The organism is Cupriavidus pauculus (genome assembly GCF_002858765.1).
GTDB lineage: Bacteria > Pseudomonadota > Gammaproteobacteria > Burkholderiales > Burkholderiaceae > Cupriavidus > Cupriavidus pauculus_B.
The window spans coordinates 176,388-197,211 of sequence record NZ_PJRP01000014.1; the positions used below are offsets into that span (position 1 = coordinate 176,388).

The following is a 20,824-nucleotide window of genomic DNA, read 5'->3' on the forward strand; positions in this document are numbered from 1 at the left end:
GATCTGCGAGCCTGAATGCCAATTCGTGCCATGGCATCCCGTTTGCACGCCTACCATCGTGCCAGCTTCTCGAGTATCGAAGCCCGAATATTATCGATGTGCTCGGCTGTCTGACGCGCGGCCTCCACTCCATCTCCTCGCTCGAGTGCATCGATCATCGCGAGGTGTTCATGGCAGACGGGTCCCAGACGTCTTTCCAATCGTTTGAGTGAAAACATGCGTGTCTTGCGTCGCACCTCCGCGATGATGCCGGAGAGCATCTCGTTGTCGCAGTACTTGCAGATGACCCCATGTAGGTCGGCGTCGAGCACCTGATGCTCGGGATTGCCGGGCTCGTTTCTCGCGAGCAGATCCTCAACCCGCTGGCGCAGCGTATCGAGTTCCGAGCGGGGAATCTGCCCCGCCGCCCGCGCGGCGGCATCGGGTTCCAGCAGGCGCCGTACATGCAGCGCCTCGAGAATTTCCTGGACTGTCACCTGCCGAACGAACAACCGGCTGTTCGCGCCGCGCTCCAGTAGACGTTCGCCTTCGAGCCGATGCAAGGCTTCGCGCAACGGCGTGCGCGAGAAACCGAGCTGGCTGGCAAGGGCACGCTCCTGGATCGGGTCTCCGGGATGCAGCCCACCCGAGACCAGCAGGTCGAGCACCGCTTCATAGGCCAGATTGCCCAAGGCACGTTCCTTGGGGAGTTCGTCGGTCAGCAGATCAACGTCTGGCTCGGTCTCCACGGCAGACGCTGAATAGGCGAGGGCGGTTTTTTTCGTCATGTCGCGAAGTATGGCACGCAGCTTGCTTGAATGCCAGTGGTATACCAATGGCATTCATAGGGAATGCCGCTACCGACGATACGCGATTTTCATGCCGACCTCCTCCGCTGTTCCCCGTCTCTCCGAACGCCTGTCCATGGCACGTCCGTCCGCCACCGGCGCCATGTCCGAGGCCGCCCGGCGCTTGGCCGATGCGGGCAAGCCGGTTATCAGTTTGTCCGAGGGCGAACTCGATTTCGACACACCGGCTCATATTCAGCTGGCCGCCATTCAGGCCATGACGGCGGGCGAGACGCGCTACACGAGCGTGGCCGGCACGCCCCAACTTAAGGCAGCGATTGCACGAAAACTGGCGCGCGACAACGGCTTGCACTATGACGATGCAGAAATCATCGCCGGCACGGGTGCCAAACAGATGCTGTTCAACGCGCTGCTTGCCACGGTCGACGCGGGCGACGAAGTCGTGGTCACCGCACCGTACTGGGTGTCGTACAGCGATATGGTGTATATCGCCGGCGGCACGCCAGTGCTGGTGTCCGCGTCACCCGACGATGACTTCAAGTTGACGCCCGCCGCACTGCGCGCAGCGCTCACGCCGCGCACGCGCTGGCTGATGCTCAATTCGCCTTGCAACCCGTCAGGTGCGCTGTACTCGGGCGACGAGCTGCGCGCATTGGCCGATGTCCTGCAAGACTACCCCGATGTGCTGGTGCTCTCGGACGAGATCTACGAAGAGATCGTCTTCGAAGGTGAGTTCATGTCCTTCGCGCAAGCCGCACCGGACATGCGCGACCGCACGCTGACGGTCAATGGTGTATCGAAAGCCTATGCGATGACTGGCTGGCGCCTGGGTTATGCCGCCGGGCCGGCCTGGCTGATCAAGGCCATGGCGCTGTTGCAATCCCAAAGCACCAGCAATCCGAGTGCTATCAGCCAGGCCGGCGCGGTCGCGGCCCTTGATGGTTCGCAGGATTTTCTGGATGGCTGGCGTGCCCGCCTGCGCGTGCGGCGCGATCTGGCGCTGTCGGTGCTTGCCGATGCCGCACCGGTGCTGACGATGCGCCGGCCGCCTGCGGCGTTCTATCTCTATGCGGATTGCGGTGCGGCGATTGGCATGCATACGCCCGAAGGCGCGCGCATCGGTACGGATACCGACTTTGCGATGTATCTGCTCCATGCCGCCAACGTGGCGGTGGTGCCCGGTTCGGCATTCGGATTGGCCCCTTATGTGCGGCTGGCCTACGCCTTGTCCGACGACCGTTTGCGCACCGCCTGCGAGCGCATCGTGACGGCGTGTGCCGCGCTGGAGCGTGCGTAATGGCCATCGCGCAACCGGAACCCGTATTGCTCGCGTTGACGAACTGGCGCATCGAGCCGGTCGGTGACCGCTGCCTGCAGATTCGCCTCGGGGATCAGGTCAGTGTGGCGGTCAGCCAGACGGTGCATGCGGTGACCGAATGGCTGCTGCAGCAGCAGTGGCCGGGCGTGCGCGATGTGGTGCCCGCATTCACCACAGTTGCCGTCCATTTCCGGCCAGAGCTGTTCCCGCGCGACAAGGGCGCGGCCTTCGCGCAGCTTTCCGCGCGCATTCGCGAGGTGCTGGTTGACGGTGTACCTGCCGTTGTTCAAACAGGCCGCGAGGTGGAGGTGCCCGCCTGTTATGGCGGCGAGTATGGCCCCGATCTTGACGATGTGGCGCGTGTCTGCGAGATCGACACTGCGGAGGTAATCCGTCTGCATTGCGCCACGCCGCTGGTGCTCTATACGTTCTTCTTCTCGCCGGGCAATCCGTTTGCCGGCCCCCTGCATCCGCGCCTGAACGTGCCGCGACGTGCCACGCCGCGCACGCTGGTGCCGGCCGGTTCGGTGGCGCTGGCCAACGGCATATCGTCGATCTATCAGAACGCGTCGCCGGGCGGATGGAACGTGATTGGGCGCACGCCCTGGAACCTGTTTCACGTCGACCGCAATCCGCCCACGCGGCTGCAGCTTGGCGACCGCCTGCGCTTCGTGCCCATTTCGCCCGCGGAATTCGACGCCATGCTGGAGCCACGGCCATGAACACGATGCGAGTGGACCGGCCCGGCATGTTGTCGGTGCTGCAGGACGACGGCCGCTACGGCTATCAGCGCTTTGGCGTGCCGGTCAACGGTGCCATGGACGAATGGTCGCACCGGCTGGCCAACGTGTTAGTGGGCAACGCCGCTGACTGCGCAGCGCTTGAGATCACGCTCAATGGCCCGACGGTGCGTTTCGCGCAGGACACTCTGATCGCCGTGACCGGTGCCGACATTGTCGTGACGGCGGCTGGCGTGCAGCTGCCCACCCACTGCGCGGTGATGGTGCGCCACGACGTGCCGATTGCGTTCGGCCACTGCCGTCGTGGGGCGAGGGCGTATCTGGCGGTACGCGGTGGCTTCTCGCCCGACGCGGTGCTGGGCAGCCGCAGTACGAACATGCGCGCCGGCTTTGGTGGCGTCGCAGGTCGCGCGTTGCGCACCGGTGACCGCGTGGCCGTAGCGTCGCCTTACCGTGAAATGCTGCCGCTGGCACGGATGATGGTGCAGAGTGCCATGGCGACCGTAGCGGCCCCGCGGCCAGCCGGCGTCGATGGCCCCGATGTGTCCGATGTGTCCGATGCGATCCGCTTCTTGCCGGGTCCGCAGTGGGACCGTTTCACGCCAGCCGCGCGCAAGGCGTTCGAGCAGGAGACCTTCACCGTATCGAGCCAGTCGGACCGTATGGGCTATCGACTGGAAGGACCGGCCCTGGCGTTGTCCGTGCCGCTGGAGATGGTGTCGGAAGCCGTCAGCTTTGGCACCGTCCAGGTGCCGCCCGGTGGCGCACCAATTGTGCTGATGGCCGACCGTCAGAGCGTCGGCGGCTATCCCAAGATCGCCTATGTCATCAGCGCCGACCTGCCGAGGCTGGCGCAGTCCATGCCCGGCACCGCGTTGCGTTTCCGGGCGGTAACGCCCGACGCCGCGCAACAGGAACTGTTAGCCATGGAAGACCGCCTGGGCGCCATTGCCTCCGAGGCAGCCCGCCTGCTCGGTCCGTCCCCCGCATGAACATCAGCAAACACGAGCCAACACGAGGAATTCATTCGATGCCGACTCTCGATATCAACTGTGACATGGGCGAAAGCTTTGGCGCCTGGCGCATGGGCGACGACGAAGCCATCCTGCGCCACGTCACGTCCGCCAATATTGCGTGCGGCTTTCATGCCGGCGACCCCGACGTGATGCTGGCCACGGTGCGCGCCGCTGCCAGCGCCGGCGTCGCCGTGGGCGCCCATCCCGGCTTGCCCGACCTGCAGGGCTTTGGCCGTCGCGCAATGGCGATGACCGCCACCGAGGTCTACGCGCTCACCGTGTACCAGGTAGGCGCCATGCTCGGCGTGACGCGCGCGGTTGGCGTGCCGCTGCACCATGTGAAGACGCATGGGGCGCTCTACAACATGACCGCGCGTGACGGCGTGCTTGCCACCGCCGTGGCTGATGCCGTGCGCGCCGTGGCGCCCAACGTCCTCATCTATGTGGCCAACGCCAATATGGCGGCAGCCGCCCACGCTGCCGGGTTGCGCATCGCCAGCGAGGTCTACGCCGACCGCTCTTACCAGGACGACGCCACGCTCACGCCGCGTTCGATGCCGCACGCGATGATCGAAGATGTCGACGCGTCGATTGCCCAGGTGCGCCGCATGGTGCTCGATGGCAGCGTGCAGGCGCTGTCCGGCAAGTCGGTGCCGATTGTGGCCGACACGCTCTGCATTCACGGCGATCAGCCCGGCGCAGTCGTATTCGCCGAACGTATCCGGCGCGCACTGGCCGCCGATGGCATCACCGTCCAACCGCTGTAACCCGCCTCTTGCCTTCACCGATAACCAGGTAATTCCATGACCTCCAAGCTGCCCCTGCCCACTGCACGTCTGCTCAAGATCGCGGCGTGCTCGATCGCCCTGACCGTCGGTATTGCCGCGGGCGCCCACGCTCAGACCCGTGGCGGTACACTGCGCGCCATCGCGCAACCCGAGCCGCCCACGCTGATGTTGGGCCTGAACCAGCAGACACCGACCCAATACGTCGCCGGCAAGATCTACGAGAGCCTGCTGACCTGGTCGCCCGACATGAAGCCCCAGCCGGGCCTGGCCAAATCGTGGACGATCTCGCCGGACGGCAAGGTCTATACATTCGAGCTGCAACCTAACGTCAAGTGGCACGACGGCAAGCCGTTCTCGGCGGACGACGTGGTGTTCTCGGTCGACAAGTTCCTGCGTACGGTGCATCCACGCGCCCGCGTGGTGATCGACCAATTCGTGCAATCGGTCAAGGCGCAGGGCCCGAACAAGGTAGTCATAACGCTCAAGGAACCGTTTGCGCCGTTCCTGAAGTCGTTCGTGAGCGACAACATGCCGATGGTGCCCAAGCACATCTATGACGGCACCGACTACGCGAAGAACCCGGCCAACCAGACGCCGGTGGGCACTGGCCCGTTCATGTTTAAGGAATGGAAGAAGGGCGCCTATATCGTGCTCACGCGCAACCCGAACTACTGGCAGAAGGGCAAGCCCTACCTCGACGAGATCGTCTTCAACGTGATTCCGGACGCGGCATCGCGCGCGGTGGCCTTCGAGCGCGGCGACGTGCAGGTGGTCAGCGCTGGCGACGTCGACAACGTGGAAATCAAGCGCCTGCGCGCGCTGCCCAACGTCGAATACACGACCAAGGGCTGGGAGATGTTCTCGAAGCTCGCCTATATCCAAATGAACCAGCGCAAGGCGCCTTTTAACAACGTAAAGGTGCGCCAGGCCGTGATGGAGGCCATCAACCGCAAGTTCGTCGTGAACAGCATCTTCTTCGGGTTGGGCAAGGTTGCCACCGGACCGATCTCGTCGACCACGCCGTTCTATGACGGCAACGTGCCGGCTTACGGATTCGATCTCAAGAAGGCCCGTGCGCTGATCAAGGAATCGGGCGTCGATCCGTCGAAGACCACGGTGCGCATCCTGTCCTACCCGTATGGCGCCACCTGGGACCGCCTGGGCGAGTACACGCGCCAGTGCCTGGAGCAACTCGGCTTCAAGGTGGAAATCGAGTCGGCCGACGCCGGCACATGGGCCAAGCGTGTGTCCGACTTCGACTTCGACCTGACCTTCAGCTTCACGTCGCAGTACGGCGACCCGGCGCTGGGTGTCTCGCGCCTCTACCTGGCCCGCAACCAGGTCAAGGGCTCGGCGTTCGTGAACAACCAGGGTTATGTGAATCCGGCCGTGGATGCGCAGTGGGACAAGGCCGCCGCAGCCACGTCCGACACCGAGCGCCAGCAGCTCTATTCGAGCATCCAGAAGACGCTGGTCCAGGAAGTGGCCAACGGCTACCTGTTCGAGATGGAATTGCCCACGCTCTACAGCGGCAAGGTGCACAACCTGATCCAGACGGCCATCGGCCTGAACGACACGTTCGCCGACGTCTACATCAGCAAGTAAATCTGCTGCAGGACGGTGCACCGCGCCTGCGGTGCACCGGATGTTCCAGTCACACAAAGGATCCGGTCACGTGGAAAAGGCACTCTCCATCCTGATCGCCAGGCTAGGCAAGGCGTTGTTTGTCGTGCTTGGCGTGGTCATCATCAATTTCATGCTCGTGCGCATGGCGCCTGGCGATCCCGCCGCGGTGCTGGCGGGTGAATCGGGATCGTCCGATCCGGCCTACGTGGAAGAACTGCGCAAGGAGTTCGGCCTCGATCAGCCGCTGCCCGTGCAGCTTGGCCGCTACCTCTGGGGTGTGGCGCACCTCGACCTCGGGTATTCGTATCGCGAACGGCTGCCCGTGCTCGACGTGATCCTCGATCGCCTGCCGGCGACGCTGCTGCTCATGTCGTGCGCGTTCGTTTTTGCGTTGGGCTTTGGTGTGCTGTTCGGCGTGATCGCATCGCGTGCCCGCTATGCCGGCCGTCGCACCTGGCTGGATAGCGCGCTCATGACCGGTTCGCTCCTCATCTACGCCACACCGCAATTCTGGCTGGCGTTGCTGGCTATCCTGTTCTTCTCGCTGCATCTTGGCTGGCTGCCGCCCTACGGCATGGAGCAGGTGGGCGGCAATCTGTCGGGCTGGGCGCGCGTCAGCGACGTGGCCCACCACCTGGTGCTGCCCACCGTGTCGCTCGGCTGCTTCTTCATGGCCGTGTATGCACGGCTGACACGGGCATCGATGCTCGAAGTGCTGGGCATGGACTTCATCAAGACGGCGCGTGCCAAGGGCGTGCCGCTTGGCGAGACCATTCGCCGTCACGCGCTGCGCAATGCCCTGCTGCCAGTGGTGACGTTCGCGGGTATCCAGTTGGGCCAGATGGCAGGCGGCGCCGTGCTGACCGAGACCGTATTCGGCTGGCCGGGCATTGGCCGACTGATGTTCGACGCGCTGATCCAACGCGACTACCAGTTGCTGCTCGGTGTGTTCCTGGTGACCTCGACGATGGTCGTCGTATTCAATCTGCTGACCGATCTGGTGTACCGCCTGATCGACCCGCGCATCGGCCGAGCCTGAGGAGTCGCAAGATGTCTTTTCTGAAACGTTTTGGCGCCAACCGTGGCGCTGCCGTGGGCCTGGTGCTGCTGCTGGTGGTGATGCTGACGGCGGCGCTGGCCTCCACGTTTTATCAAGATCCGCCCTGGATGATGGTGGCCGACCCGCTGCTGGCGCCATTCCATGACAGCGCCTATCCACTTGGCACTGACATGCTGGGGCGCGATATCGCGGCTGGTATTGCCTATGGCGCCCGTGTGTCGCTGATGATCGGCGTGATCTCGACGATGGTAGCCGTGCTGATCGGCATCGTGGTTGGCGCGCTGGCCGGTTACTACGGTGGCCGCATCGACGATGCGTTGATGCGCGGTACCGAGTTCTTCCAGACCATTCCGCAGCTTGCGATGGCCCTGGTGCTGGTGGCCATCTTCAAGCCGTCGCTCTATTCGATCGTGGGCGCCATTGCGATCGTGTCATGGCCGCCGGTGGCGCGGCTGGTGCGCTCCGAGTTCATGACGCTCAAGGAGCGCGAATTCGTCCAGGCGGCGGTGGTGATCGGGCAATCGCCCGCCCGCATCATCTTCACGCAGATCCTGCCCAACGCGGCATCCCCGGTAATCGTCACCGCGTCGCTGATGACCGCGACGGCAATCCTGACGGAGTCGGCGCTGTCGTTCCTGGGCCTGGGTGACCGTAACCTGATGAGCTGGGGCTTCATGATCGGCGCGGCGCGCACCATGCTGCGCGAAGCGCCGTGGATGAGCCTGTGGCCGGGCGTGGCCATCATGCTGACGGTGCTGGCGATCAACCTGATTGGTGAAGGGCTCAATGACGCCCTGAACCCGCAACTGCGCAAGCGAGGGAGCTGACCGATGAATGAATCCCGTAATCCCGCGCCGCTGCTGTCGATCCGCAACCTGAGTATCGCGCTGCCCAAGGGGGGCGACCGACCCCACGCCGTGCGCGACATTCAATTCGATATCGGTGCCGGCGAACTGGTCTGCATCGTTGGTGAATCCGGGTCTGGGAAGTCGATGAGCGCGAACGCGATCATGGGCCTGCTGCCCCAGTACCTGAAGCCGGAATCGGGCCAGATCCTGTTCCAGGGACGCGACCTGCTGACGCAGGACGAAGCCACGCTGCGTGGCATGCGCGGCAAGGACATGGCGATGATCTTCCAGGAACCGCTGTCCGCGCTCAATCCGCTGCATCGCGTGGGCGACCAGATCGCCGAAGTGATGCGCGTACACGGCGCGTTCGATCCCGAATCGCGCCGCGCAAGGGTGCTGGAGTTGCTGGCGTTCGTGGGTCTGCCGGATCCGCCATCGCTTTACCACGCCTATCCGTTCGCACTGTCGGGCGGCCAGCGCCAGCGCGTGATGATTGCCATGGCACTGGCGCTGGAGCCAGCGTTTTTGATTGCCGATGAGCCGACCACGGCGCTGGACGTGACTACGCAGGCGCAGATCCTGGCGCTAATCGCCCGCATTCAGAAGGAAAAGGGCATGGGCGTGATGTTCGTCACCCATGACTTTGGCGTGGTGGCCGAAATTGCCGACCGCGTGATCGTGATGGAAAAGGGCTGCATCGTCGAGCAAGGCCCGGCCGAACAGGTGCTGAACCGCCCCATGCACCCCTATACGCGCCGGCTGATTGGTAGTGTGCCGTCGCACCGGCCGCGTGCAGGCGCGCCAGACGCGGATGCCGCCGGATATCCGGTGCTGCGCGTGGAGGGCTTGCGCAAGACCTATACGACACCGGGCGGGCTGTTCCAGCGCAAGCGCGTGGTGGAAGCTGTCAAGGGCGTCAGCTTCGAGATCCGTGCGGGCGAGACGCTGGGCATCGTCGGTGAGTCCGGCTCGGGAAAGTCTACAATCGGCAAGTGCCTGCTGAAGCTGACCCACAACGATGGGGGCGTGATGGCGTTCGAAGGACGCGACATCGCGCCCCTCAGCGAACAGGCCTTCCGTCCGCTGCGCCGCCATATACAGATGATTTTCCAGGACCCCTTCGCGTCGCTGAACCCGCGCCACACGGTGGGACGAATTCTCTGCGACGGCCCCATGGCAAACGGCGTGCCAAGGGCACAGGCCGAGACCCGTGCCCGTGAGTTGCTCAAATTGGTGGAACTGGACGCCAGCGCCTTCGATCGCTATCCCAGCCAGTTTTCGGGCGGGCAGCGCCAGCGTGTCGGCATCGCGCGCGCGCTGGCCATGGAACCCCGCCTGATCGTGGCCGATGAATCAGTATCGGCACTCGACGTTTCGGTACAGGCGCAAGTGCTCAAGCTGCTGGCCGATGTGCAGAAGCGCCTGGGCATCGCGCTGATCTTTATTACGCACGATCTGCGCGTGGCTGCGCAGATCTGCGACAAGGTGCTGGTGATGCACCGGGGCAGCGTGGTGGAGCAAGGCACCCCCGCAGAAATCTTCGAAGCCCCGCGAGATGCCTATACGCGCCGGCTGATCGAGGCGATGCCGGGCAAGTCTTGGGACCCACAGGCTGTGCAGCCGCCGTCGGATGTACCCGAAGCCGAAGCGATGGAGGCATCATGAATCTGCGAGCGCAACGGGCAGAACCCGATGAGGCGTTGGCGGCCTCGCTGTTTGCCCAACTCGCGGCGCAGAGCCACGATGGTGTGGGTATGACGCGGGACAGCTATGGCGATGGCGAGAACGCAGCGCACGCACTGTTTGCCGTGACGGCCGGGCGCCACGGACTGGAAGTCCGGCGTGACGCCGCCAGCAATCTGTACCTGACCTTGCCAGGACGTGAGCGCATGGCGCCCGCCGTGATGACAGGATCGCACCTCGATTCAGTGCCGCGCGGCGGCAACTATGATGGCGCCGCCGGGGTGGTGGCTGGGCTGGCCATCCTGGCGGGATGGCGACGCGCTGGCGTCGTGCCGGAACGCGATGTGACGGTCATGGCCATCCGCGCCGAAGAAAGCGCCTGGTTTCCGGTGTCCTATGCCGGCAGCAAGGCGGCGTTCGGCTTGCTCGATGCCGCCGCACTGAACGCGCGCCGTGCCGATACCGGGCGCACGCTGGCCGATCACATGCGTGCGGCCGGCGGCGATCCTGACGTGGTGACGGCAGGTGTGGCCACGCTGACCGCCGCCGATATCGACTGCTTTGTCGAACTCCATATCGAACAGGGCCCCGTGCTGGAGGAAGGTGCCGACGTGCTGGGCGTGGTAACCGGTATTTGCGGGAGCCAGCGCTATCGGCATGCCACGATCCAGGGGCAGTACGCGCATTCGGGCGCCACGCCGCGTAGTCACCGGCACGACGCCGTAGTGGCCGCAGCGGCGCTGGTCACGGCGTTGCAACGCGCGTGGGTGGCGCTGGAGGCGGCGGGCCACGAGCTGACGGTGACGGTGGGCCAATGCATGACCGACGCGGCACAGGCCGATTTCAGCAAAGTGTCGGGACATGTCGCGTTCAGTATCGACATGCGCTCGCGCAGCCGTGAAACGCTCGATGCGATGGACGCCGCCGTGCAGGCGATACGCACAGACGTCATGCAGGCTTGCCGGGTTGAAATCGATCTTGGTCCGGTTACGGCCAGCGCGGCAGCGGCCATGGACCCGGTTTTGCAGGTGATGCTGGCCGCGGCTGCGGCAGAGGCCGGCGTGCCAGCGCGCGCCATGCCTAGCGGTGCGGGCCATGATGCCGCACTCTTTGCCGCGCAAGGCGTGCCCGCCGCGATGCTGTTCGTGCGCAACGCCCACGGTAGCCATAACCCCGACGAGTCTATGCGGCTCGATGATTTCGCGCGGGCTACGTGCGTGCTGGCCAGCGTGCTCGGCGCGCGAGCCGGTGTTTCTCTTCCCAATGCGACATGGAATTCATGCCAGTCTGTCTGATTACCCAGCCCATCCATCCTGTGGGGGCCGAACGCATGCGTGCCGCTGGCATCGACGTGCGCCATAGCACTGCCAGCAACGAGGCCGAGCGTATTGCCGAAGTCCGCGACGTGGATGCAGTGATTGTTCGCGAAGGCCTGTCGGCCGCCGTCATTGATGCCGCGCCACGCCTGGCCCTGATCAGCAACCACGGTACGGGCACCGATAAGATCGCGGTGACGCATGCCCATGCCTGCGGCATACCGGTGGTATCCACGCCGGCCGCCAACGTTCGCGCCGTAGCGGAGCACGCGATGATGCTGATGCTGGCCGTGGCGCGCAATGCGGTGCTGGCGGACGCTGCCACGCGCCGGTCCGACTGGCAGCACCGCTACACGGTGCCAATGCACTCGCTGTCCGGCAAGACACTCGGCATCGTCGGTTTTGGCCGTACGGGCCAGATCGTGGCGCAGATGGCGAGCGCCGGTTTCGGCATGCGCGTGGTGGTATGGTCGCCGCGCGTGAACGAAGCCGAGGTGGTGGCACAGCGCGCCGAGCGTGTCCCGACCTTGCAGGCGCTGCTTGAGATGTCCGATGTCGTGTCGCTGCATCGCCCGCTACGGCCCGATACCCGTCATACGATCGATGCCGCCGCGCTGGCGGTGATGAAGCCCGGCGCTATTCTGATCAATACCTCGCGTGGTGGCCTGATCGACGAACCTGCGCTGGTTGATGCCCTGCGCAACAGCAGACTATTCGGGGCGGGACTCGACGTGTTCGAGCGTGAGCCGTTACCGGTGGCGTCCGCGCTGGCGGCACTACCCAATGTCGTGCTGAGTCCACATCAGGCCGGGTCTACTCAGGAAGCGCTCGCCGCCACGGCCAGCCAATGCGCCACGCAGATCATTGACGTGCTCGCCGGCCGGCAGCCCGAGCACATGCTCGACCCGTCCGTATGGCTGCGCCGCCGGCACGCCACGACGGAACACACGACGGAGACACCGGCATGAACCCACCGGTTTGCAAGATCACGCAAGGCAAGCTGCCGCTTGTCATTTCGATTCCCCACGGCGGCGAGTTGCTGCCTGACTGGCTGGTACCACGGCTCACGCCCGTGGCTTGCGAACGCCCCGATACCGACTGGCACCTGCGCCGGTTGTATGCATTCGCGGCGGAGCAGGGCGCTTCGGTGGTCGAGGCCAACTACTCACGGTATGTCATTGACGTGAACCGGCCCGGTGACGGCAGCAGCCTCTATCCGGGACAGACCACGACCACGCTATGTCCCACGGAAACGTTCCGTGGCGAGCCGCTCTATCTGGAAGGCGCTGGACTGTCGGCCGACGAGGTCGAAGGTCGCAAGCGCAACTTCTGGCAACCGTATCATGCGGCGTTGGCGGCCGAGATCGCACGGTTGCGCGTGGAGCATGCCAATGTGCTGGTCTGGGAGGCGCATAGCATCGCGGGCGTGCTGCCCCGGTTGTTTGAAGGCAAGCTGCCTGATCTGAACATCGGTACCCACAGCGGTGCCAGCTGTGTGCCCGCCATGCGCGAGGCTGTGATCGCGGCGGCGGCCGCGAGTCCGTTCACCTCGGTGGCCGACGGACGCTTCCAGGGCGGCCATATCACCCGGCACTACGGCCAGCCCGCCCAAGGCGTGCATACCATCCAGCTTGAAATGGTGCAGGCCGTCTATATGGACGAGCGCGCGCCGTTTCCATATCTGCCGAACGCCGCGGCGCGCGTGCAGCCCGTGTTGCGCAACATGCTGGACGGCGCGCTTGCCGCCATGGCGGCGCTGTAGCCATGGTAGCGTCCGCACCGCCGCGCAGTCATGCCGTCGCACCGCTGAACCTGCGTCAGATCGAAGTGTTCCACGCCATCATGGTGGCGGGCTCGCTCAGCGAGGCCGGCCGCATGCTGTGCGTGTCGCAGCCGGCCATCAGCCGCGTATTGGCCACGATCGAGGCGCGCATGCGCTTTACGCTGTTCGACCGGGAGCGCGGCCGGTTGCGGCCAACGCCGGAAGCGCACCGGTTGTTTGCGGAGGTGCGGCCGATTCTCGATGGGGTAAGCCGATTCAACGCCGTGGCCGCCAGTCTGGCTGAGCACGGCGACGGCAAGCTGTCGATCGTATCGAGCCCCAGCTACAGCGAGTGGCTGATGCCGCGCGCCATCCAGCGCTTCCGGCATCGACATCCCTCGGTCCGCGTTCACTATCGTCCGTTGCCGTTCGACGCACTGTTGCCCTTTGTGGAGCAGGGGCACGCGGATCTTTGCATCGCCTCGATGGCGCCCCCCGAAGGCTCGCAGCTGCGTGCGCGCGAGATTGGTGAAGGCAACATCATGTGCGCCATACCGCGAGGCCACGCGCTGTCGGATTGTGACGAGCTGACGGTGGATGATTTGCGGGGATCCACGTTTATCGGCTACGGGGGCGACACGCCGTTCGGCAGGTTATCGGCGCAATTCCTGACGTCGGAGCGCGGCACGCTCGCCCCCGATATCGAAATCCGCTCGACACCCGAAGCGATGGCGCTGGTGCGCGAGGGCGTTGGCGTCGCGCTGATGGAATCGTTCGGGCACACCCCCGATGGGGCCGGCGATATCGTGCTGAAGCCCATCCGCCCCGTACTGACGCACAAGATCTACCTGATCCACGCGCGGCAACAGGCCATGTCGACACTTGCCAAGGGTTTTGTCGCGACGCTCACGCATCTGCTAGAGCGGCGCCCGGGCTGACTGTGGCAGCGGTGCGACGCACGGCCTTGTCACGGCATCAATGTTTGGCTGGCAACCATAACCCGAGGTTATAGGCGGGTCATCCTCGGGGCGCTTCCTCGCACGGAAATCTCCTTGTGAATCAACCGCATGACGCGATGGGCAGGCGTTGCGGCAGGCAGGTTCGGCGCGCAGGGCATGGACTGTCGGGACGTCGACGAGCTTTCTACACTGGCCCTGCCTTCAACGTCCGATGCTCCAAGCACCCCCCGATTCATGACCAGACTTATTACCGTAGCGGCTGCCCAACTTGGCCCGATCCAGAAACATGAAGGCCGTGATGTCGCGGTAGGCCGCATGGTGCGGTTGCTCGAACGTGCGCATCAGCGTGGCGCGCAGGTCGTGGTGTTTCCCGAACTGGCCCTCACCACATTTTTCCCGCGCTGGTATCACGAAGACCTGGACGAGGCCGACGGCTGGTATGAAACCGAACTACCATCGCCGGCGACGCAGCCGCTGTTCGACGCGATTCGCCGTTATGGCCTGACCGTCTACCTGGGCTATGCGGAAATCGCATTCGAGCCCGACGAGACGGGCGCGATGCGCAAGCGCAGGTTCAATACGTCGGTCGTAATCGCGCCGTCTGGCGAGATCGTGCTCAAGTATCGCAAGGTTCATCTGCCCGGACACGCCGAGTATGCGGCGCATCGCAAGGTGCAGCATCTGGAAAAACGCTATTTCGAGATCGGCAACCTTGGCTTTCCGGTCAAACGGGCGCCGATTGGCGACGCCGACGTAAACGTCGGCATGATGATTTGCAACGACCGGCGCTGGCCGGAATCCTGGCGGGTGCTGGGCCTGCAGCAGGTGGAACTGGTCATGCTGGGCTACAACACGCCGAGCATGAACCAGGAGAACCGCGGCTTCGAGGCGCACCACCTGCGCGTATTCCACTCGCAGCTTTCCATCCAGTCGGGCTGCTACCAGAACGCAACGTTCGCCGTGGCCGTCGCCAAGGCCGGCACAGAGGACGGCCACGAGATGTTCGGGCATTCGATCATCGTCAACCCACAGGGTGAAATCATGGCGCAGGCCACGACATGGGATGACGAACTGGTGGTCGCCGACTGCAACCTCGATCTTTGCGAACTGGGGCGCTCCACGGTGTTCAACTTTGGCTTGCACCGCCGCGTGGAAGCCTATGGCCGCATTACCGCACAGACCGCCAGCGAAGCCCCGCAGGTCTGGACGCCGGCTTCGGTCTGAAGGAGCCGCCTCATGCAAACCATCACCACCCGGACCAGGCCGGCGTTGCCAGCTTCGATTCACCACGAGATGCTTGGCGAGATGCGCCTGCCGGCATTTGCCGACGTGGAACGCGCTGCGCGAGCATTGTCCCCGCATATCGTCAGGACGCCGCTGCTGCGCAGTGCGCGGCTCGATGCACTGGCCGGCGCACCGGTCTGGATCAAGCCCGAATGCCTGCAGGTCACGGGGTCGTTCAAGGCGCGCGGTGCACTCAATGCGTTGCTCGCCATGGATGACGCGACGCGCGCGCGCGGCATCATTGCCTATTCCACCGGCAACCATGGCCAGGCGGTTGCCTGGGCCGCAAGGTTGCTCGGCGTGAACGCGACGATCGTGATGCCGGCCGATGCACCGCGCAACAAGGTGGAGCGCGCGCTGGCACAGGGCGCGCGCGTTGTGCATTACGACCGCCGTCATGAAAGCCGCGAGACCATCGGCATGCGGCTGCTTGAAGAAACCGGTGGCACGCTGGTGCCGCCAGGAGACAATCCGGATGTGCTAGCGGCACAGGGCACGCTGGCGCTGGAGGCGCTGCAGGACCTTCCACAGGCTGCACGCGACAACCTTGGCACCTTTGCCGCACCGTGCGGTGGCGGCGGCATGCTGGCCGGCTGCGGCCTGGCGATCGAGGCGATGAGCCCGCGCACGAAGCTCGTGGCGGCAGAGCCCGCGGCATTCGACGACACCGTGCGGTCGCTGTGCAGCGGCCAGCGCGAGACCAATGCGCCGGGTGCGACGTCGCTCTGCGACGCCCTGCAGGCTGTTACGCCCGCCGAACTGCCTTTCGCAATCAACTGCCGCTATCTCGATGCGGCGGTAGCGGTCGGCGACGAGCAAGTAGCCGCCGCAATCCGTTTTGCGCTGGAAGAACTGCGGCTGCTCGTGGAGCCTGGCGGCGCGGTGGCGCTAGCGGCGCTGCTGGCCGGGCGGATCGATCTGGCCGGACGCGATGCCGTCTTGGTGTTATCGGGCGGCAACGTTGACCTGCCGCTCCTACAAACGATGTTGCAGCCCACTGCAGCCGCCCCGCACGGGACTTGAGACGACCGTGCCCATGCCGGCGTGCCTGCCCGCGCGCCGGATTACTGCCAACCCCCGCTGATTCAGGAATTGTCATGGCTCTCAAGTCCAATCCGTTCCGCGCATTCGCGCGCATCGCTCTGACCGCTGCATCGCTGCTGCTGTCCACGCAGTCGTTTGCAGCCTACCCAGACCGGCCCATCACACTGATCGTGCCATTCAACGCCGGCACCACGCCCGATATCGTGTCGCGCCTGCTGGCCGACGCGGTAGGTCGTGACATCGGCCAGCAGATCGTTGTCATGAACCGTGTGGGCGCCTCGGGCATCATCGGCACGCAGGCCATTGTCAACGCACCGGCCGACGGCTATACGATTGGCTTTGCCAACGTGGCCACGCTTGCCATCAACCAGTCGCTGTACAAAAAGCTGCCCTACGACGCCGACAAGCAACTCGCCCCGGTGGCGCTGACGGGTTTCGTGCAGAACGTGCTGGCCGTGCGCAAGGACCTTGGCGTCAAGAGCGTGGCCGAACTGGTGGCCAAGGCCAAGGGCGCGCCCGGCAAGCTGGCCGTGGCTTCGGGCGGCAACGGCACCACGGGACACCTGAGCGCCGAGATGTTCAAGTCGATGGCTGGCGTGTCGATCACGCACATCCCATACAAAGGCGGCCCCGAAGCCGACCTGGCGGTGCTGCGCGGTGAGGTGGATCTGGTGTTCGAGAACATCACCTCGATCTCGCCGTACCTGAAGAATGGCAGTGTCGTGCCATTGGCCGTGACGGGCCGGCAACGTGACAGCCGTTTGCCGCAATTGCCGACGATGGCCGAGAGCGGGCTCAAGGATTATCAGGCCGTGGCATGGACCGGCTATGTCGCACCGGCCGGCACCGATCCGCAGATCCTGGACATGCTGAATCGCGCCTTCAACAAGGCTGCCAACGCCGAAGCCATCAAGGCACGGCTGGCCGACATGGCGTACGAGGTGACAACCGGACCGCGCAGCGCGCTGTTCGACCTAGCGCACAAGGAACGTCCGATTTGGGCGGGCGTCATTCGCACGTCGGGCGCCACCCTGGATTGATCGATATGGCCGATTTCGATGTGGTGCTGCGCGGCGGCACGGTGATCGACGGTACCGGTGCGCCACGCTTCGATGCCGACGTGGCCATGGACGGCAAGCGGATCGCGGCGATTGGCGACCTGTCCGGGGCACACGGCCGATGCGAGCTGGACGTACGCGGCCGCATCGTGGCGCCAGGCTTCATCGATGCGCACACGCACGACGACCGCTACCTGATGCAGGACCCGTTGATGCCCGCCAAATTGAGCCAGGGCGTGACGACGGTTGTCACCGGCAACTGCGGCATCAGCCTGGCTCCGTGGTGCGCGGCACCGGGGCAGGCCGTGCCGCCGCCGCTGGATCTGCTGGGCGACGACCCATCGGCCTTCCGCTACGCCGTGTTTGGCGAGTACCTCGATGCGCTGGAGCGCGCGGGCCCTGCAGTGAATGCAGCCTGCCTGGTGGGCCACACCACGTTGCGCGTGGCCGTGATGGATCGCCTGGACCGTGCTGCCACCGACACCGAGGTAGCAGCCATGCAGGCACTGCTGCGCGATGCGATGGTCAGTGGTGCGTGCGGTATGTCGACCGGTGCCGCCTATCCGGCCGCAATGTCGGCGCCCACCGATGAAATGACGCAAATCGCCACGGCACTTCACGGCTTTGGCGGCGTGCACGCCAGCCATATCCGCGACGAGGGCGACCGCGTATGCGAAGCCATCGACGAAGCCGTGGCCATCGGCGCGGCGGGGCAGGCGGGCACCGTGGTATCGCACCACAAGCTGATCGGACCGAAAAACCATGGCCGCTCGGTGGAAACACTCGGCCATCTTGCCCAGGCCATGCGCCATCAGTGCGTGGGGCTGGACTGCTATCCCTACCAGGCCGGCTCAACGATCCTGCGCAAGGACCGCCTGGCGGTGTCGAGCCGCGTCATCGTCACCCGTTCGCAACCGCATCCGGAATTTGCGGGACAGGATCTCGACGCGATCGCGGCAACGTTGGGGCTTACTGCCGAAGAAACTGTCGACGTGTTGCAGCCCGCTGGCGCGATCTACTTCCTGATGGATGAAGCCGATGTCCGTCGCATCCTGGCATTTCCGCAGACCATGATTGGCTCCGACGGTTTGCCGCATGATCCCGTGCCGCATCCCCGTCTTTGGGGAACGTTCCCGCGCGTGCTGGGGCATTACAGCCGCGATGTCGGATTGTTTCCGCTGGAAACGGCGGTCCACAAGATGAGCGGGCTCACGGCACGACACTTCGGGCTGACCGGCCGTGGCGTGCTGGCCGCGGGCAACTGCGCCGATGTGACGGTATTTGACCCTGCGCGCGTCACCGATACGGCAACTTTCGAGCAGCCGGTGGCACAGGCGACGGGCATCGCCCTGGTGTTCGTCAATGGAGCGATGGCCTGGCGCGACGGCGCGGCCACCGGCACGCGTGCCGGCACCGTCATCCGGCACGGCCATCGCGCATAATTTCACAATCCGCCAACCCAGCAACCTGAACAATCATGACGCAGTCCGTATTTCACCTGGCCTTCAATATCACCGATCTCGACGAGGCACGCCGCTTCTATGGCGGCGTCCTGGGCTGCAAGGAAGGCCGCAGTACCGACACCTGGGTCGATTTCGACTTCTTTGGCCACCAGATCTCGCTACACCTTGGCAAGCCGTTCGAAACGGCTCGTACCGGGCGCGTGGGAAATGCCCTCGTGCCGATGCCGCATTTCGGCATCATCCTGTTGCTGCCGGAGTGGCGCAGGCTGGCTGACCGCCTGGCCGCGGCGGGTACGGACTTTGTGCTGGCGCCCCAGGTGCGATTCGAAGGCGAGCCCGGAGAGCAGTGGACGATGTTCTTCATCGACCCATTTGGCAATCCGATTGAAGTCAAGGGATTCAAAACCTGGGAGGCGGTTTACGCGCACTAGCTTTACGTCTGATTCAGTGGGGGGCGAGCACGCTTTCGACTGCAACGGTTAATTCAGTGCCGAGCTGCGCGCCGTGCTCAATATGGCGGCCATCGGTCTGGCGGTATACACCCGCGCAGAGTGCCAGCCGTCTACGATGAAGGCAAAATAATGTGTCTTTGCTCACATTAGAGATACTTAATCGTCCGCTTTGACTGCAAGTCGTCGCGTTCGAGTCTCCGTCATAAAAACACCTTCCGACGGGCGGAGCCACAGGCGGCCGCTCGCCTCGCCCGAGAGTGTCTAGACTTGCTCAATGTCGGTGCAAACGTTCGAGAACTGGATGTGACTTCTGGGCCGTCTGCAAGCGGCCGAACTTTATTGCTCTGTCGTTGGGAGCGAGGATGCTCCGAAATGCGCCTCAGGAATCTTCGGATCGGTTCATGCCTGTGTCGGAACCTGCGCGATCTTGCAGAAAGTCGACCAATATCTTCCCGACTGGCGACAGCGTATTGAAGTCGCGCGAGCAGATGGCGAACCGACGTCGGGCCCAATCGTCCCGTAAGGGGATGGCTCGAATTCCAAGTGCGTGTGCGACGGGTTCCGCAATCTCCAGTGGGATGATGGCGATTCCCAGATCCGCGCGTACGCAGCGCAGCGCGGCATCGAATGTGGATACGACTGCACGGTAGTCGATACGTCGGCCGATAATTGCTGCATGTCGATTCAGCATTGTCTGGACGGCCGTCTGCGCCGGCATGCCGATATGCCGGTAATCCAGGGTTTGCTCGAACGAGCAATTGTCGGCTTGCGCGAGCGGATGCGAACCATGCACGATCGCAGCCAAATGGTCTGTTCGATACGGGCGAGTCTGGAATCCCTCCAAGTCTGCAGCATCCCAGCAAATCGCCAGCGGCGCGGAGCCTTCGCGCAGCGACCGCACCACGTCGATGCTCAGGCTTTCCTCGATGGTGATTCCCACATCCTGATGACCCGGGATCTGTAGGAATGCGGCGATGTCGTCCGGTAGCGATTCTGCCATAGACGAAACCGTGGCGAGCAAGCGCACCTGCCCTCGAATGCCCGAGCCAAAGTCAGCCATGTCGCGCGCCACGCGATCGGCTGCGCCCAGCATTGCGCGTGCATGAGTCAGCACAATTTCGCCGGCGGCGGTGGGTACTACACCGCGACGGCGGCGGTCCAGGAGCGTTGTGCCCACCGTCTCCTCGAGTTGAGCTAGCCGCTTGCTGATCGCGGATGCCACGATGTGTTGCTGCTCGCCGGCCCGGGCGATGTTCTGGGTTTCGCAGACGGCGACGAACAGCCGTAGGGTGGTCAGGTCGAGATCTCTCATGCCCGGATTGTAGGGCTAGGCATTCCGATATGGAACGATGGCGATGTCAAAAGACCGCTTCTTGTTGTTCTTGGAACGACATAGAGTCACGGGTATCGCGTGTCCTTTTCAGGCGCCCCCCGCCGCAAACTATGACTCCTGCCTCGCCCCATCCCCAACTGGCCATGTGGCCACCGCACGCCGTGATCCGAGAAGTCGGATTGCGTGACGGGCTGCAAAGCATCAAGACCGTCGTTCCGACGGAGCAGAAGAAGGCGTGGATCCGCGCGGCGCATGCCGCCGGCCAGCGCGAGATCGAGGTGGGCTC

At 64.4% G+C, this 20,824-nt stretch carries 19 protein-coding genes; 17 read left to right on the forward strand and 2 right to left on the reverse strand.

Annotated elements, in window-relative coordinates; genetic code table 11:
- Nucleotides 1-50: 50 nt before the first annotated feature.
- Nucleotides 51-767 carry a GntR family transcriptional regulator gene (locus tag CYJ10_RS24745; protein WP_101684113.1) on the reverse strand — a complete coding sequence of 239 codons (717 nt, stop codon included), beginning with the start codon at nucleotides 765-767 and terminating at the stop codon, nucleotides 51-53.
- Between the two features lie 136 nt (nucleotides 768-903).
- Between CYJ10_RS24745 and CYJ10_RS24750 the strand changes: the two genes are divergently transcribed.
- From CYJ10_RS24750 to CYJ10_RS24830, 17 genes are all read left to right on the forward strand, one after another.
- Nucleotides 904-2,085, forward strand: a complete 1,182-nt coding sequence (locus CYJ10_RS24750; protein ID WP_257993514.1) for a pyridoxal phosphate-dependent aminotransferase — start codon at nucleotides 904-906, stop codon at nucleotides 2,083-2,085.
- Complete coding sequence (gene pxpB, locus CYJ10_RS24755; RefSeq protein ID WP_101684076.1) at nucleotides 2,085-2,828, forward strand: 5-oxoprolinase subunit PxpB; 744 nt, start codon at nucleotides 2,085-2,087, stop codon at nucleotides 2,826-2,828. The genes CYJ10_RS24750 and pxpB overlap by 1 nt, the downstream gene beginning before the upstream one ends.
- Nucleotides 2,825-3,838, forward strand: coding sequence for a 5-oxoprolinase subunit C family protein (locus CYJ10_RS24760; protein ID WP_101684077.1), 1,014 nt, complete (start codon nucleotides 2,825-2,827; stop codon nucleotides 3,836-3,838). Before pxpB ends, CYJ10_RS24760 begins: the two co-directional genes overlap by 4 nt.
- Before the next feature lie 38 nt (nucleotides 3,839-3,876).
- Nucleotides 3,877-4,629: a LamB/YcsF family protein gene (locus CYJ10_RS24765; protein WP_101684078.1), complete on the forward strand. Its 753-nt coding sequence runs from the start codon at nucleotides 3,877-3,879 to the stop codon at nucleotides 4,627-4,629.
- A gap of 36 nt (nucleotides 4,630-4,665) precedes the next feature.
- Nucleotides 4,666-6,255 carry an ABC transporter substrate-binding protein gene (locus tag CYJ10_RS24770; protein WP_101684079.1) on the forward strand — a complete coding sequence of 530 codons (1,590 nt, stop codon included), beginning with the start codon at nucleotides 4,666-4,668 and terminating at the stop codon, nucleotides 6,253-6,255.
- Nucleotides 6,256-6,295: 40 nt separating this feature from the next.
- Nucleotides 6,296-7,315, forward strand: a complete 1,020-nt coding sequence (locus CYJ10_RS24775; protein ID WP_101684080.1) for an ABC transporter permease — start codon at nucleotides 6,296-6,298, stop codon at nucleotides 7,313-7,315.
- Nucleotides 7,316-7,326: 11 nt separating this feature from the next.
- Nucleotides 7,327-8,163 (forward strand): ABC transporter permease, encoded by an 837-nt coding sequence (locus CYJ10_RS24780; RefSeq protein ID WP_101684081.1) that lies wholly within the window; start codon nucleotides 7,327-7,329, stop codon nucleotides 8,161-8,163.
- 3 nt (nucleotides 8,164-8,166) lie between these two features.
- Nucleotides 8,167-9,849 (forward strand): ABC transporter ATP-binding protein, encoded by a 1,683-nt coding sequence (locus tag CYJ10_RS24785; RefSeq protein ID WP_101684082.1) that lies wholly within the window; start codon nucleotides 8,167-8,169, stop codon nucleotides 9,847-9,849.
- Nucleotides 9,846-11,162: a Zn-dependent hydrolase gene (locus CYJ10_RS24790; RefSeq protein ID WP_101684083.1), complete on the forward strand. Its 1,317-nt coding sequence runs from the start codon at nucleotides 9,846-9,848 to the stop codon at nucleotides 11,160-11,162. The genes CYJ10_RS24785 and CYJ10_RS24790 overlap by 4 nt, the downstream gene beginning before the upstream one ends.
- On the forward strand, nucleotides 11,138-12,151 hold the full coding sequence (locus CYJ10_RS24795; protein WP_257993515.1) for a hydroxyacid dehydrogenase: 1,014 nt from the start codon (nucleotides 11,138-11,140) through the stop codon (nucleotides 12,149-12,151). The genes CYJ10_RS24790 and CYJ10_RS24795 overlap by 25 nt, the downstream gene beginning before the upstream one ends.
- Complete coding sequence (gene hutG, locus CYJ10_RS24800; protein WP_101684084.1) at nucleotides 12,148-12,945, forward strand: N-formylglutamate deformylase; 798 nt, start codon at nucleotides 12,148-12,150, stop codon at nucleotides 12,943-12,945. Before CYJ10_RS24795 ends, hutG begins: the two co-directional genes overlap by 4 nt.
- Nucleotides 12,946-12,947: 2 nt before the next feature.
- Nucleotides 12,948-13,883, forward strand: coding sequence for a LysR substrate-binding domain-containing protein (locus CYJ10_RS24805; RefSeq protein WP_101684085.1), 936 nt, complete (start codon nucleotides 12,948-12,950; stop codon nucleotides 13,881-13,883).
- A 255-nt stretch (nucleotides 13,884-14,138) separates the two neighbouring features.
- Entirely contained in the window at nucleotides 14,139-15,128 is a 990-nt protein-coding gene (locus CYJ10_RS24810) for an N-carbamoyl-D-amino-acid hydrolase (RefSeq protein ID WP_101684086.1), read from the forward strand.
- 12 nt (nucleotides 15,129-15,140) lie between these two features.
- Nucleotides 15,141-16,211, forward strand: coding sequence for a threonine ammonia-lyase (locus tag CYJ10_RS24815; protein ID WP_308302995.1), 1,071 nt, complete (start codon nucleotides 15,141-15,143; stop codon nucleotides 16,209-16,211).
- A gap of 74 nt (nucleotides 16,212-16,285) precedes the next feature.
- On the forward strand, nucleotides 16,286-17,272 hold the full coding sequence (locus CYJ10_RS24820) for a Bug family tripartite tricarboxylate transporter substrate binding protein (RefSeq protein WP_180863053.1): 987 nt from the start codon (nucleotides 16,286-16,288) through the stop codon (nucleotides 17,270-17,272).
- 5 nt (nucleotides 17,273-17,277) lie between these two features.
- Nucleotides 17,278-18,732: an N-acyl-D-amino-acid deacylase family protein gene (locus CYJ10_RS24825; protein ID WP_101684087.1), complete on the forward strand. Its 1,455-nt coding sequence runs from the start codon at nucleotides 17,278-17,280 to the stop codon at nucleotides 18,730-18,732.
- 35 nt (nucleotides 18,733-18,767) lie between these two features.
- The gene (locus tag CYJ10_RS24830; protein ID WP_101684088.1) at nucleotides 18,768-19,184 is read left to right on the forward strand and encodes a VOC family protein; all 417 of its coding nucleotides are present in this window, start codon (nucleotides 18,768-18,770) and stop codon (nucleotides 19,182-19,184) included.
- Nucleotides 19,185-19,584: 400 nt separating this feature from the next.
- On the opposite strand, the gene CYJ10_RS24835 is transcribed toward CYJ10_RS24830, so the two are convergent.
- Complete coding sequence (locus CYJ10_RS24835; protein WP_101684089.1) at nucleotides 19,585-20,517, reverse strand: LysR family transcriptional regulator; 933 nt, start codon at nucleotides 20,515-20,517, stop codon at nucleotides 19,585-19,587.
- Nucleotides 20,518-20,824: the final 307 nt, after the last annotated feature.